Source organism: Allorhizobium sp. NPDC080224, from assembly GCF_050281005.1.
Classification (GTDB): domain Bacteria; phylum Pseudomonadota; class Alphaproteobacteria; order Rhizobiales; family Rhizobiaceae; genus Allorhizobium.
Genome location: NZ_JBNNWJ010000001.1, coordinates 600181 through 613104, shown reverse-complemented (window position 1 = coordinate 613104; position 12924 = coordinate 600181). Strand labels below are relative to the sequence as shown.

Annotated in this window: 14 protein-coding genes; 6 read left to right on the top strand and 8 right to left on the bottom strand. The window is 61.6% G+C overall.

Annotated elements, in window-relative coordinates; genetic code table 11:
* Window position 1: 1 nt before the first annotated feature.
* The 4 genes from ACQKP1_RS02970 to ACQKP1_RS02955 all read right to left on the bottom strand — a co-directional run bounded on the left by ACQKP1_RS02970 (window position 2) and on the right by ACQKP1_RS02955 (window position 4705).
* Window positions 2-2254, bottom strand: coding sequence for a chemotaxis protein CheA (locus ACQKP1_RS02970; RefSeq protein WP_203019659.1), 2253 nt, complete (start codon window positions 2252-2254; stop codon window positions 2-4).
* Between the two features lie 16 nt (window positions 2255-2270).
* Window positions 2271-2636 (bottom strand): chemotaxis response regulator CheY1, encoded by a 366-nt coding sequence (gene cheY1 / locus ACQKP1_RS02965; protein ID WP_006726298.1) that lies wholly within the window; start codon window positions 2634-2636, stop codon window positions 2271-2273.
* Entirely contained in the window at window positions 2633-2932 is a 300-nt protein-coding gene (locus tag ACQKP1_RS02960) for an STAS domain-containing protein (RefSeq protein ID WP_006726299.1), read from the bottom strand. The genes cheY1 and ACQKP1_RS02960 overlap by 4 nt, the downstream gene beginning before the upstream one ends.
* Before the next feature lie 135 nt (window positions 2933-3067).
* Window positions 3068-4705 carry a globin-coupled sensor protein gene (locus tag ACQKP1_RS02955; protein ID WP_427274141.1) on the bottom strand — a complete coding sequence of 546 codons (1638 nt, stop codon included), beginning with the start codon at window positions 4703-4705 and terminating at the stop codon, window positions 3068-3070.
* Window positions 4706-5120: 415 nt separating this feature from the next.
* Between ACQKP1_RS02955 and ACQKP1_RS02950 the strand changes: the two genes are divergently transcribed.
* Window positions 5121-5963 carry a Ku protein gene (locus tag ACQKP1_RS02950; protein WP_427274140.1) on the top strand — a complete coding sequence of 281 codons (843 nt, stop codon included), beginning with the start codon at window positions 5121-5123 and terminating at the stop codon, window positions 5961-5963.
* Window position 5964: 1 nt separating this feature from the next.
* On the top strand, window positions 5965-8547 hold the full coding sequence (gene ligD, locus ACQKP1_RS02945) for a DNA ligase D (protein ID WP_427274139.1): 2583 nt from the start codon (window positions 5965-5967) through the stop codon (window positions 8545-8547).
* A 6-nt stretch (window positions 8548-8553) separates the two neighbouring features.
* Here the strand turns inward: ligD and ACQKP1_RS02940 are convergent, their stop codons facing one another.
* Window positions 8554-9360, bottom strand: a complete 807-nt coding sequence (locus ACQKP1_RS02940) for a Ku protein (protein ID WP_427274138.1) — start codon at window positions 9358-9360, stop codon at window positions 8554-8556.
* A gap of 288 nt (window positions 9361-9648) precedes the next feature.
* On the opposite strand from ACQKP1_RS02940, the gene ACQKP1_RS02935 reads away from it, so the two are divergent.
* Complete coding sequence (locus tag ACQKP1_RS02935; RefSeq protein ID WP_006726304.1) at window positions 9649-9912, top strand: DUF2934 domain-containing protein; 264 nt, start codon at window positions 9649-9651, stop codon at window positions 9910-9912.
* Window positions 9913-10040: 128 nt separating this feature from the next.
* On the top strand, window positions 10041-11492 hold the full coding sequence (gene glgA, locus ACQKP1_RS02930; RefSeq protein WP_427276385.1) for a glycogen synthase GlgA: 1452 nt from the start codon (window positions 10041-10043) through the stop codon (window positions 11490-11492).
* A gap of 72 nt (window positions 11493-11564) precedes the next feature.
* On the opposite strand, the gene ACQKP1_RS02925 is transcribed toward glgA, so the two are convergent.
* Both ACQKP1_RS02925 and ACQKP1_RS02920 read right to left on the bottom strand, forming a co-directional pair.
* A complete protein-coding gene (locus ACQKP1_RS02925) occupies window positions 11565-11774 on the bottom strand; it encodes a hypothetical protein (RefSeq protein ID WP_157790706.1) in 210 nt (69 codons plus the stop codon).
* A 2-nt stretch (window positions 11775-11776) separates the two neighbouring features.
* Window positions 11777-12055 carry a hypothetical protein gene (locus tag ACQKP1_RS02920; RefSeq protein WP_006726307.1) on the bottom strand — a complete coding sequence of 93 codons (279 nt, stop codon included), beginning with the start codon at window positions 12053-12055 and terminating at the stop codon, window positions 11777-11779.
* 101 nt (window positions 12056-12156) lie between these two features.
* Here ACQKP1_RS02920 and ACQKP1_RS02915 point away from each other — a divergent pair, with 101 nt between their 5' ends.
* Entirely contained in the window at window positions 12157-12477 is a 321-nt protein-coding gene (locus ACQKP1_RS02915) for a hypothetical protein (protein WP_427274137.1), read from the top strand.
* Window positions 12474-12668 carry a hypothetical protein gene (locus tag ACQKP1_RS02910; protein WP_427274136.1) on the top strand — a complete coding sequence of 65 codons (195 nt, stop codon included), beginning with the start codon at window positions 12474-12476 and terminating at the stop codon, window positions 12666-12668. Before ACQKP1_RS02915 ends, ACQKP1_RS02910 begins: the two co-directional genes overlap by 4 nt.
* Before the next feature lie 18 nt (window positions 12669-12686).
* On the opposite strand, the gene ACQKP1_RS02905 is transcribed toward ACQKP1_RS02910, so the two are convergent.
* A complete protein-coding gene (locus tag ACQKP1_RS02905; RefSeq protein ID WP_203019645.1) occupies window positions 12687-12917 on the bottom strand; it encodes a hypothetical protein in 231 nt (76 codons plus the stop codon).
* Window positions 12918-12924: the final 7 nt, after the last annotated feature.

Below are 12924 nucleotides of genomic sequence, written 5' to 3'. Positions count from 1 at the left end.
ATTACCCTGCGACGGCTAACGACATTTCCTGCTTGAGGGACTGACCACGCGAAGCGGCGACAACGGCATCCACATCCAGGATCAGTGCGACGCGTCCATCACCAAGGATGGTTGCGGCAGCAATGCCAGGAACGTGGGTGTAGTTGGCTTCCAGCGACTTGATGACGACCTGACGCTGCCCCTGGATGGCGTCGACCATCAGAGCGCGCTGGCCACCGCCTTCGGATTCCACCAGGAGGGCGACGCCTTCCATTGGGTTTGCCTGGGTGCCGCGAAAGTTCAGAATTCGGCCCACATCGACCAGCGGGCAGAAGGAGTTGCGGATCGAGATCAGGCGCTGGTTGGCGCCAAACGAATGGATGTGCTGGGCCTCAGGCTGCAGCGTCTCGACGATCGCCGTCAGCGGCACGACGAGAGTCTGCCCGGCGACCGTGACGACCATGCCGTCGAGGACGGCGAGCGTCAGCGGAAGGCTCATGGTGAAGGTCGAGCCCTGCCCCGGACGCGAGGTGATCGAAATGCGACCGCCAAGTGCCTGGATGGAGCGCTTGACGACGTCCATGCCGACGCCACGACCGGAAATGTCCGAGATCTTGTCGGCGGTCGAGAAGCCCGGCGCGAAGATCAGGTTGTCGATCTCTTCGTCGGTCAGGTTTGCGTCGGCTGCGATCAGCTCGTTGTCGATCGCCTTCTGGCGGACACGCTCGCGGTTGATACCGGCACCGTCGTCGACGAGTTCGATGACGATGCGGCCAGAGCGATGCTTCGCCGTCAGCTTGATCGTGCCTTCCGGCTCCTTGCCGGCGGCAGCGCGCTTTTCCGGGCTTTCGATGCCGTGGTCGACTGCATTTCGGATCATGTGGGTCAGCGGCTCGGCGAGCTTGTCGATGACCGTCTTGTCGACTTCGGTGTTTTCACCTTCCGTGACCAGACGGATCGACTTGCCGACCATGTCGGCGACTTCGCGAACGATACGCGACATGCGCTGGAAGACCGGCTTTACCGGCTGCGCGCGGATCGCCATGACCGAGTCCTGGATCTCGCGGGTAAGCTGCTGCAGCTCTTCGAGGCCCATGTTGACGGCCGACGTACCGGTCGCATCGTTTTCGATCACGCTCTGGGAAAGCATCGCCTGGTTGATGACGAGCTCGCCGACGAGGTTGATGAGGCGGTCAACGCGGTCGAGATCGACGCGGATGGTCTGACCGGCGGCGTTGTTGGCCTGAGCGGCGGCGGCGGCTGCGGCAGCAGCGGCTGCAGCAGGCGATTCCTTCTTCTCGGGCTTGGCGGCGCTGGCTGCCATCTTCATGACGTTGGAGGCAGTCTCGGCAGCCTCGACGGCAGCGGCGACGGGCTCCTCGGCGGCTTCCGAACCGTCGTCGAGCGCAGACAGATCGAACGGGACCGGGATCATCGGCAGTTCTTCGGTCGGGGCTGCTGCCTCGGCCTCACGCAGCTTGATGTCGAGGTCGCAATCCCATTCGGCGAATTCGAAGACCTGACGAATGCCTTCCTCGCCCTTTTCCGCCTTGATCTGGATGGCCCAGTGGAAATAGGCGCCTTCAGGATCGAGTTCTTCGAGCGACGGCAGGTCGTCCATGTTGCAGTTGATGCTCATCTCGCCGAGGCGGGACAGATCGCGCAGCAGGAGGGCGGATTCGTTGCCCTTCGAGTAGAGTTCGCGGCGTGGCTTGAAGGTCACGTCGAAGGTCGAGACGCTTGCTTCCTGCTCTTCACCGCCGAAGTCGTCGAAAGTGAAGGGGATCGGCTGGAAGCCGCTATCGTCGCTCGGTGCAGCCGCCGGTGCCGGCGCTGCAGCCTTTGCGACCGGCTTTGCGGCGGCAACCGGTGCTGCCGACGGGGCCGGCATTTCGCCGTTTGCCAGGGCTTCCAGTTCCTTGACCAGGCCGCTCGAGCGGCTTTCGTCGACACTGCCGCCGTCGCGGGAAGCGGTGACCAGGTCGGCCAGAACGTCGGCCGACTTCAACATCACCTTCATGACTTCCGGGCCGGGCTCCAGCTTGTTGGAACGAACGCAATCAAGAGTCGTCTCGAAGACGTGCGCGAAGGCAACCAGGTCATCAAGACCGAAAGCACCTGCACCGCCCTTGATGGAGTGAACCGCGCGGAATACGGCATTGACCGTTTCCGGATCGCGATCTCCATCATTCATTTTCAGAAGACCGGATTCCAGTTCCGCGAGCTGCTCCTCGCATTCCTGGAAAAAGATCTCTTTGATTTCGTTCATATCCATAGGAGAAAATCCCGGCTTAGGCGGTTACACGCTCAATGGCATCGATCAGCTTGGTCGGATCGAAAGGCTTGACGATCCAGCCTGTCGCACCGGCCTGGCGGGCGCGGTTCTTCTTTTCGGCATCGCTTTCCGTGGTCAGGACCAGGATCGGAACCGCACGATACTTCTCGTTCCGGCGAACACCCTCGATAAAACCGAAGCCGTCGAGACGCGGCATGTTGATGTCGGTCACGATGACGTCGGGATTGCATTCTTCGAGCACTTCCAGGCCCTCGACGCCGTCTTCGGCCTGAATGGTCTCGAAGCCTGCGTTGTTGAGGGTGACCAGAAGCATGTTTCGAATGGTTCTGGAGTCATCCACGGTGAGCACTTTTTTCTTCATTGCCGGATCTCCTTAGCGAGCAGATGATCGATGTTCACGCCAATCAGTTGAAGGGTTTTCAGGAAAGCCTCGGAGGCCTTTCCAAATGAGAAGGGATGCTTGTCAGCTTCCCAGGCCTTGGCGGCTGCCATCAGGACCTGCACGCACTGAGCACCGACGCGCTCGACACCGGAGGCATCGATCGTCAAAGGGGCACCACGCAAAGAGAGAATATTGGCCTTGAGATTGGATGCCTCGTTCAGGTCCAATATCGCGGCCAGCTTCAGACTCTTCTGATCGCCTTTCTTACTTGCCATCATTTCTTTCCTTATGTCCCAAGGCTGCGGCAACCAGACCCGAATTTGGTTCCCAGGAGAACCATTCCCCCGGATGGATTGCCGAACTTTCCGCCCTTAACTTCCTTGTGTAGCGCATGGTGGTAAACAATCCCCTCACCCTCCGAGCCCCGCGATGTGGACCGGGAAACCAAAGTCGGCGGATTCGTCTTCCATCGTGTCCGGAGCGGCATAAGCGGTGGCATTCGCAACCGGTGCCCCCTGCTCGCGCTGGCCGGAGAGCTGGATGCGTCCGGCTGTACTGGGCGCCCGGCGGGTCTGCCGCTCGATGTGAAATTCACGGATCGTCGCGCCCAGTTCCAGGATGACCTTGTGCAAATCGTCCGTGCCCTGGCTCGACTGGCGCGCTATAGTTGCTGTGTTGCCGATATCGGCACCGAGCGCCGCGACCGTTCCGGCAATGCCGGCGAGTTCTGTGGCCTGGCGGTCGGTCCTTTCGGCCATGTCGGAAACGGTTCCGCTGATATCGCCGACCTGAAGCACGATGTCGGCGATCGCACCTTGCGTCTTCGCCACCATTTCCACGCCGGCTTCAACCTGGTTTTTCGTCGTCGCAACAAGCGTCTTGATTTCACGGGCGGCGTCGGCGGAGCGCTGTGCGAGTGCGCGCACTTCCTGGGCGACGACGGCAAAGCCGCGGCCACTGTCGCCGGCACGGGCAGCCTCGATCCCGGCGTTCAGCGCCAGAAGGTTCGTCTGGAAGGCGATCTCGTCGATCGCGCCGATGATGTGGCCGATCTGCTCGGCAGATGCTTCGATGTCGGCCATGGCGGAAATCGCCTGTCCGACGACCGCGCCACTCGATTCAACGGAATTTCGGGTCGCGGCCACCGTGGCTTCGGCGCGCTTCGTCTGACCGGCACTTTCGCGCACGCTGCTGGTGAGGTCCTGCAGGGCACGGCTCGTCTCGTCCAGCGCACCGGATTGATCCTCGGCGCGGTTCGCATAGGTGCGGGCAGTTTCGGCCATGCGACCGGTTGCGTCTCGGGCGACTGCGAGCTTCTCCTCGGAGGAGAGGAAGGCGGTCTGGAGCTGCTCGAGCGCCTCGTTCATGCGGCCTGCGAGGTCCGCATAGGCTTCCGGCACATCTACTGCCGTGCGGGCGGTCAAATCGCCTGATGCCAACGCGTCGACGACCGGGCGGAAGACGCTCTCGAACTCGGCGCGATCATGCTCGCGCTGCGCCGCGAGATCGCGGTGGTGTTTCAGGCGCAATTCGTTGAAGCGAAGCGATACCGCTATCTCGACATCGACCATCACCAGTCGCACCAGGGCAGCCACCAGATCGGACACCTCGCGCTGGCGACGACGGCTCGATGGCAACAGGCCGGAGCCTGTCGCGTCGGCGATCGCGCTCGTTACTAGGTGTTCCAGAACCACCGCGTGACCCGCCACATGCCAACGAGGATCGAGACCCATGCGGCTTTCGCTGTCGGACAGAACCTTCACCCGTTCGGCATAGAGCGCATCGAAACGGGCATCGGTGAGGACATCCCAGTGGGATGAAAGAAGATCATGAAGCCGGTCATACTGGCGTTCGCTGCTGAACACACGCGCCGCATCCGGAGAGGACTGCAGCCGCTGGAAAAGATCGCGAAGTGCCGTCTTCAAGGGCTGCGAAAGAGTATGACGGTTCTGCCGGAGAAGCTCGCACTGCGCCTCGTCGAGGCCGGCAAAGCGCAAGCGATCACGCAGGCTGCCCGCCTGTGATCCCGTCGCCCGCTCCGTGGACATCCCCTGACCCGTCATTCGTCCCGCACTATGGCCGCCTATACGGCGGACCTTCCGTCGCTCGACAGTGCTGCAGGCCAGATGGCGGACGAAGGAATTCTGGGGAACCCGTTCCCGCTGCCGTCCGCATCATGGTCTGCCAGCTCATCGAACTGTTTCCATGTGAAATACAGACCGGACCAGAACCGGTACGACGGGATGGCGTCATGCCCGAAGGAAACTCTCAAGCGAGTCCCACTCCGACGTGTCTCCCAATCTTTATGGTTAATTCCTTGCTTGAAGGTTAATGAAATCTCCACTTCAAGCCGCAATCTCTAATATGAGAAAATAACGTTGTATTCCCATATGCCTGAGGTTGCAGCCGGCGGAACAAAGCCCGTCTCCGCGTCGTTGCGCCGAAAAGCGACAGGAGTGGAACGTGAGCGCACGGGCTATCTGGAAAGGGCATCTTGCCATCGGCGATCTCGGATGCGCCGTGGCTCTCTACTCGGCGGTCAATGCTCAGGAGCGAACCTCATTCCACATCATCAACCGAGACACGGGGAACCGCGTCCGACGCGAATATGTCGACGAAGACAGCGGTCGCCCCGTCGGCAAGGACGATCTGGTCAAGGGGTATGACACGGCGGAGGGCCAGACGGTCATCCTCGAGCCCGACGAGATCCGCGATGCTGTCCCCGAAAGCGACAAGCGGCTGGAGCTGTCGGCCTTTCTGGATTGCGACAAGATCGACACCCTCTACCTGGAGCGCCCGTATTTCCTGGCGCCGGCCGACCGGCAGTCCGTCGAGGCCTATGATCTGATCCGCAGCACGATGGAGACGAAGGGTGTCGCTGCCGTTGCCCGGACAGTGTTGTTCCGCAGAGTTCGCAGCGTCCTTGTGCGGCCCCACGGGCGGGGGATGATCGCCACGACACTCAACTACGACTACGAGGTGCGGGATCCGGCCGAGAGCTTTTCCGACATCTCCAAGGTTCGCATCGACAAGGAGATGATGGATCTCGCGCGGCACATCATCGGCACGAAGATGGGTGAATTCGACCCGAGCCAGTACGAGGACCGCTACGAGGCGGCCCTGACCGAACTCGTGAAAGCCAAGATTGCCGGGCGCAAACCGAAGAAGCTGCCGAAACGGAAGCCGGAGAATGTCACAAGCCTGCTCGATGCGCTGCGCAAGAGTGCTGGAGCCAAGGAGGAGAAGTCGGAACCGAAGCGGAAGACGGCCGCCGCATCGACGACGAAGCAGAAGAAGGCGAGCTGACATGTCGCTCTCCGAATATCGTCGCAAACGCGACTTCAAGGCCACGCCGGAGCCGAAGGCCGCAAAGGCCACGAGCAAGGGCAATAGCTTCGTCATCCAGAAACATGCGGCGAGACGCCTGCATTACGACCTGCGTCTGGAGATGGACGGCGTGCTGAAAAGCTGGGCCGTCACGCGCGGTCCGAGCCTGGTGCCGGGCGACAAGCGGCTGGCGGTGCATGTGGAGGATCATCCCCTCGCCTACGGCGATTTCGAAGGCGTCATTCCGCCCGGACAATACGGATCCGGTGAGGTGATCGTATGGGACCGCGGCACCTGGGAACCGATCCATGACATGCGCAAGGGCTATAAGAAAGGCCACCTCGAATTCACGCTGAAGGGCGAGAAGCTTGGGGGACACTGGCATCTGGTGCGCATGGCACGCAAGGAAGACGAAACACGCGAGAACTGGCTGTTGATCAAGGGAGAAGACGAGGCCGCACGGCAGCCTGATGATCCCGATATCGTCGAGGAAAAGCCGTTTTCGGTAAAGAGCGGCCGATCGATCGAAAGCCTGAAGGGCGATGGCAAGGCTGCGGTCTGGAACTCGCGGAAGACTGGAGCGAAGAAAGCCAAACGGCCTGCCGAACGCGGAGGATCGTCCTCGCCAAACGCAGCCTCGATCAAGGGTCGCAAGGCGGGCAGCTTGCCGGACTTCCTGGCGCCGGCGCTCGCCACCCTCGTGAAGACAGTGCCGAAAGGAAGCCGGTGGCTGCACGAGATCAAGCTGGACGGCTACCGGATCCAGGCGCGGATCGATCATGGCCGGGTGCAGCTCCTGACGCGGACGGGGCTCGACTGGACGGAGCGCTTCGGCGAGCGGATCGCATCGGCCCTCAAGGGGCTGCCTGTTCAGACGGCGCTGCTCGACGGTGAGATCGTGGTCGAAAGCGGCAATGGCAGCAGCGACTTCTCTCTACTTCAGCAGGATCTGAGCGATGGTCGCGATGATCGTTTCGCCTACTATCTTTTCGACATCATGCATCTCGATGGCATGGATCTGACCGGTGCCTCGCTCAGGGACCGCAAGGCTCTGCTGGAGCCCTTGATCAGCGAGGCCGGCATACCGCTCAGGTATTCCAGTCATTTCGACGAGAGCGGCGATCTCGTCCTCAAACATGCATGCCGCCTCAGTCTCGAAGGGGTGATCTCCAAGGTCGCCGATGCGCCGTACCGATCGGGCCGTGGGCGGGAGTGGGTCAAGTCCAAATGCACGGCCCGCCAAGAACTGGTCATCGGGGGCTATGTGCCGTCTTCCGTATCCGACAAGGCCATCGGCTCTCTGATCATGGGCGTCAACGAGGCGGACGGACTGCGGCATGTCGGGCGTGTCGGTACCGGATATAGCCGAACGGTGGCCCGACAGGTGTTCACCAGGCTCCAGCCGCTGTTGCGCGACAAGAGCCCGTTCAAAGACAAGCTGACGGGTGCCGAACGCAAAGACGCGGTTTTCGTCGAGCCGGAACTCGTCGCCGAGATCGAGTTTCGTGGATGGACAGGAGACGCTCACCTGCGCCATGCCTCCTTCCGGGGCCTGCGCGAAGACAAGGCCGCACGGGACGTGGTCCAGGAGGAACCGACAGGAAGGGGCTCTGCCAGGAAATCCGGCCCTGGCAATACTGGCTCGGCTGCAGAGAAGAAGCAGAGGGCGGCCGCGCAGGCGGCGCGCCGCGACATCACCCTTACGCATCCCGACCGGCTCTACTGGCCGGAGGCAGGTGTCACTAAGGAGGGGCTTGCGGACTACTACGCTCTGGTCTGGCCCCGGATCGCTCCGTTCATAGTAGACCGACCCCTCGCCTTGCTGCGATGCCCAGAGGGACATGAGAAGACGTGTTTCTTTCAGAAACATGGATGGCGCGGCATGCGCAAGGAGATCATCACCATCCGCGACCCACAAGACGACGAGGGTCACGTCGGCATCCACGATATTGAGGGGCTGCTGTCCCTGGTGCAGGGGGCTGCGCTGGAAATCCACCCCTGGGGCTCACGGGCCGGCGATCTCGAGCGTCCGGATATGGTGAATATCGATCTCGATCCTAGTCCCGATGTCACCTGGGAGCGGGTGATTGACGCGGCCTTCGAGGTGCGTCAACGATTTGAGGACATGGGCCTTACAGGTTTCGTCAAGACTTCGGGTGGGAAAGGCCTGCATGTGGTGGCGCCCCTCAAACCGAAGGCGAAATGGCCTGACGTCAAGGCGGCGATGAAAACACTGGCGGACAGCATGAGCGCTGACAGTCCGACCGATTATGTCTCGACGGTCAGCAAGGCGAAACGCAAGGGCAAGATCCTGATCGACTATCTGCGCAACGGCCGGGGTGCGACGGCGGTTGCGCCCTATTCCACGCGCGCCCGGCCCGGGGCGCCCGTGTCGATGCCGCTCTCGTTCGAGGAGCTCAGCCCCAACATACTGCCCAACCATTTCACGGTCGAAAACGTGCCGACACGGCTGGCGAGCCTCGATGCCGATCCGTGGGACGACTTCCGCAAGGCGGAAGCGCCGCTGGCATTCACCGCCGGGAGAACGAGAAAGACCCGCTAGGAAACGCTACTTCCGCGCCGTCTTTTTCTCCGAAGCGAGGCTTCGCTTGAGGGCTTCCATGATGTCGATGACATTGTCCTTGCGCTCCGGCTCCGCCGCCTTCTTCGGTTTCGTCCGCTTGGACTTCTTCGTGCGGCTTTCGATGATTTCGTGCAGGCGCTCCTCGACCGGATCGCGTACGAGTTTCGGATCCCAGTCTCTCAGGCGCGCTTCCATGAGCTTCTTCATCATGGTTTTGGCGCTGCTCGCGACGTCGGACCGGCCGGCCTCCTTGAAGAAAGGATCGGGTTCGCGAACCTCGTCGCCGTAGCGCATCGTCCAAACGACCATTCCATCGTCGCGGGGGACGAGAAGCACGGCGTGTTCGCGCCGGTAGAGCACCAGACGGGCGATGCCGCCGGTATCGGTCTTGCGCATCGCTTCGCGGATGACGGCGAAGGCTTCCTCGCTCACCTTGTCGGCGGGCGCCAGATAATGCGGGCTGTCGTACCAGATCCAGCCGATCGAACTGCGCGGGACGAAGCTTTCGATATCGATTGTCCGGGTGCTTTCCAGCGCCACATCCTCGAGCTCGTCATCCTCGAACAGGACATAATCGTCCTCGGCTCGCTCGTAGCCTTTCACCTGATCCTCATCATCGACGGGCTTGCCGGTTTCGGCGTCGACATAACGGCTGACGACCCGGTTGCCGGTCTTGCGATTGATGTTGTGAAAACGAAGCTTGTTGCTTTCGGTGACGGCGGGTGTCATGGCCACCCGACAGGTGACGAGGGACAGTTTCAGATAGCCTTTCCAGAACGCGCGCTGCGCCATTTGCCCTACCTCCCGAACGCCATCCAGCCGCGGCACTGCCCCGGAAAACGCCCTCGGCACGGAACAGTTCCGATCAGCGCTCAAATCGCCAGTTGCAACGGGAACCGTTTGCCCCCGATGGCGTTCATCTCTTGCCTGTTCCTCTCCAATGATGAGCCGGAGGATTTGAAGTCGGTATGGGGGTATCGAAGACAGATCTGACCGGGGAGCCGGCGGGTGCGACGAGACCGCGCTCGGCCGAGGACGATTGCGTGCGGAACGGGCATTGGGCGACGACGGAGAATTGCCATGCCTGAACGAGATTATGACTGGATTGCCCGGCGAGCCTATTCGCTTTGGGAAGAGGAAGGCCGTCCCGATGGTCGGGACGAAGCGCATTGGCAGACAGCACTCACCGACTGGGAAACCCTCCAGGCGGCGGCACGCCAGACCACGGCCAAGTCCGGCCAACGGATCGCAGCGGCCCAAACGTCGGCGGAGAACGAGGGGCTTGTCATCACCGAGGAGCCGGTCCTTCCGGCCAAAAAGGCTTCAAGGAGCCGGAAAGGGTGACCAAGGTGGCAGGAGTCGATCTTTCACTGGCGCTCAGCCGGGCGCAATTCATCCAGCGTGTGCGGGAAGCCTATCATCGGGATGAGGAGGAGCATGGACCGCGCCGGCATTACCCGACACGAGTTCCCCTGCATGTGCTGGCGGTAACCTCGGAAATCTATCCGCTGGTCAAGACCGGCGGTCTGGCGGACGTCACTGGAGCGCTGCCGAAGGCGCTTTCCTCCTATGGCATCGAGACCCACACGCTCGTGCCTGGCTATCCGTCGATCCTCGCGCTCGCCCGTCTTCATCCGCCGCTCATGGAGTTCGACGATCTTCTCGGCGAGAAGGCGACCTTGCGCCATCTGGAGATCGACGGTCTCAGCCTCTTCGTCCTTGATGCGCCCGCGCTCTACGATCGTCCAGGCGGTCCCTATGTCGACGAACATGGCGTCGATCATGCCGACAACTGGAAGCGGTTTGCGGTTCTTTCGCTTGCCGGCGCCGAGATTGCGGCCGGGGTCCTGCCAGGCTGGAAGCCGGATCTCGTCCACACCCACGATTGGCAGTCTGCACTGACCTCGGTCTATCTGCGGCAGATGGGCTCCGCAGTGCCCGTCGTGCTCACCATCCACAACCTCGCCTTCCAGGGACAGTATTCGGCATCGCTTTTGCCGCAGATCGGCCTGCCGCCGGAGGTCTATTCCGTCGAACAGATGGAATATTTCGGCGACATCAGCTACCTCAAGGGTGGCCTGGTGACGGCAGACCACATCACCGTCGTCAGCCCCACTTATGCGCGGGAAATTCTTTCGCCGACCTTCGGCATGGGATTGGACGGCGTGCTGAACGCGCGTATGGACAGACTGCAGGGGATCGTCAACGGGATCGACAAGGAGGTCTGGAATCCGGCCACGGATCCTTACCTGCCTTTCCGCTACGACGTGAAGACGGTGCGCAACAAGAAGAACAACAAGGCTCTGCTGCTCGAGCGCTTCAATCTGGAGCCGGGCGACGGGCCGCTCTTTTCCGCCGTTACCCGCATCACGTGGCAGAAGGGCATGGACATGCTGGCCGAGGTCGCGGACGAAATCTTCTATCGCGGCGGCCGGCTCATCGTGCATGGCCAGGGTGACCACGACATTGAGGATGCCTTGAAAGCGACTGCAGCGCGTTTCCCCGGACGCATGGCGGTGTCGGTCGGCTACAGCGAGCCCACGGCGCATCTTATTCACGGCGGCTCGGATGCCATCATCCAGCCTTCGCGTTTCGAGCCGTGCGGCCTGACACAGCTCTATGCGCTGCGTTACGGCTGCGTGCCGGTGGTGTCACGTACCGGAGGCCTGTCCGAGACGATCATCGACGCCAATGATGCGGCGATTTCAGCTCGCGCGGCCACCGGCTTCCAGTTCCATCCGGTTCGACCGGAGGGCCTGCGCCATGCCTTGCGTCGCGCAGTCGATGCCTATGGCGACAAGCGACAGTGGGCAAGGCTGCAGTTGCAGGCAATGCGTGCCGACTATTCATGGGATCGCAGTGCCGAAAGCTATGCCGAAGTTTATGGTCGTCTGACGGAAACCGGTGCCGAGCTCCGTCACTGACCCTTGAAGCAATTCTACATAAACAGAGGGCCCGGATGATACCGGGCCCTCTGTTCGTAATCGGCTGCAATATCAGGGATTGGCCTGCCCATCGGGCCTGCTCTGGCCGGCACCCCCGGTCCCTGTCTGCGGGGTGGGGTCCCTATCGGCTTCCATCGCCGGCAAGGTGTCGGGAGCCACGTCTTGCTGTGAGCCGGTGGAATTGCTGCTGCTGTTGTTGCCGCCATCGCCGCAAGCCGTCAGCAGTCCAAGGACGGCGAGTACGGCCGTCGTTCTCTTCACGTTCATCTCCAATCCTCTCTTTGATAGTCGCCATCGCCATTAACGCGCTCGCGAAAGGCGATGGTGCGTTCGAGCGCTGCAATGTCATCGCTGCTCGCAGGTACCGGGTCTTCGGCGATGGCCTCAAGCACAGCGGGATCGATCGCGCCAGAGCGGATTGCCTGGCGCAGTGTTTCGCGTGTCTGCCGTTCTGCTTCCAATTGGGCGAATAGCGCGACAATCAGCCGGTCACGCGGATCGGGAAAGCGACGCCAGCGTGGCGGGCGCACCGTCTCGGACATGATCCACTCCTTTTCGACAGAAGAAATTGCTCCTTCAGGAAACATTTGGGGCGTCCCAATGTTCCCCTTCCCATCGATGACCAACACAGGGAGTAGACATAGTGGACAGCGATTTGAAGACGCTGGAGGCCCGGCTGAACGCGCACCGGGAAATCCTGGTCTCGCTGCTGAGCGAAATCCTGATCTCACCAGAGGGCGCTCCCGAACTGCTGCGCAATCTCGAACAGGAAGTGCTCCTGCGCGACGGCGCAGAAGATCCCGGCGTAGAGCCGTCTGCCGGGATCGGGCGCGGTCATGAAAAGGGTGAAGCGATCCGGGATATCCTCGACACGGCCAAAGCGCGCGCAGAGGCCCTGAGGCGAACGGCAAGCGATCTCAATCAACCGAACGGTTTCACAGAGGCAATGAAGGAGAAGGAATGATGATGATCAGAGAGATGGTGACGAAGTGGCTTGCGCATATGCGCAAGCCCAAGCGTGACACAGCGAGCAAGGAACATCGGCAGGTTGCTATGCCATTGCGCGCCGACCTGCCGCTTCGGGAGCGCTCCCGCTCGCTCGTGGCGGTCCCCGCACAAATCAATGGTGCGCGGATGGGGTCAGGAAAATTCTGACCTGATCAACCGACCTAATCAACGGCGGTTGGTCTGTTCTCGGATGTCGAAATTGGCGTCCCAGTCTTTCGGCTTGTCTTCCTTCCCCGGAGGCCACTTGTTGACCGTGGCGTCTTCGGACCCTGTCACCACGGTCGGCTTAGCGCTTGCGACACCGTCGCTGTCGCCGCCGGCCTGCGTGCCAGCGAACTGCCCCTTCGCGTCGTCATGGATTTTAGCCTTGTCAGCTTCCCGGCGCTTGTCAGTCATGGTCAAT

What these genes read in the sequence shown, in the direction of transcription:
- ACQKP1_RS02905 (WP_203019645.1), bottom strand. Translation starts at nt 12,917, where the DNA reads ATGACTGACAAGCGCCGGGAAGCTGACAAGGCTAAAATCCATGACGAC.
- ACQKP1_RS02920 (WP_006726307.1), bottom strand. Translation starts at nt 12,055, where the DNA reads ATGTCCGAGACGGTGCGCCCGCCACGCTGGCGTCGCTTTCCCGATCCG.
- ACQKP1_RS02960 (WP_006726299.1), bottom strand. Translation starts at nt 2,932, where the DNA reads ATGGCAAGTAAGAAAGGCGATCAGAAGAGTCTGAAGCTGGCCGCGATA.
- ACQKP1_RS02910 (WP_427274136.1), top strand. Translation starts at nt 12,474, where the DNA reads ATGATGATGATCAGAGAGATGGTGACGAAGTGGCTTGCGCATATGCGC.
- ACQKP1_RS02935 (WP_006726304.1), top strand. Translation starts at nt 9,649, where the DNA reads ATGCCTGAACGAGATTATGACTGGATTGCCCGGCGAGCCTATTCGCTT.
- ligD (WP_427274139.1), top strand. Translation starts at nt 5,965, where the DNA reads ATGTCGCTCTCCGAATATCGTCGCAAACGCGACTTCAAGGCCACGCCG.
- ACQKP1_RS02955 (WP_427274141.1), bottom strand. Translation starts at nt 4,705, where the DNA reads ATGTCCACGGAGCGGGCGACGGGATCACAGGCGGGCAGCCTGCGTGAT.
- ACQKP1_RS02970 (WP_203019659.1), bottom strand. Translation starts at nt 2,254, where the DNA reads ATGGATATGAACGAAATCAAAGAGATCTTTTTCCAGGAATGCGAGGAG.
- cheY1 (WP_006726298.1), bottom strand. Translation starts at nt 2,636, where the DNA reads ATGAAGAAAAAAGTGCTCACCGTGGATGACTCCAGAACCATTCGAAAC.
- ACQKP1_RS02940 (WP_427274138.1), bottom strand. Translation starts at nt 9,360, where the DNA reads ATGGCGCAGCGCGCGTTCTGGAAAGGCTATCTGAAACTGTCCCTCGTC.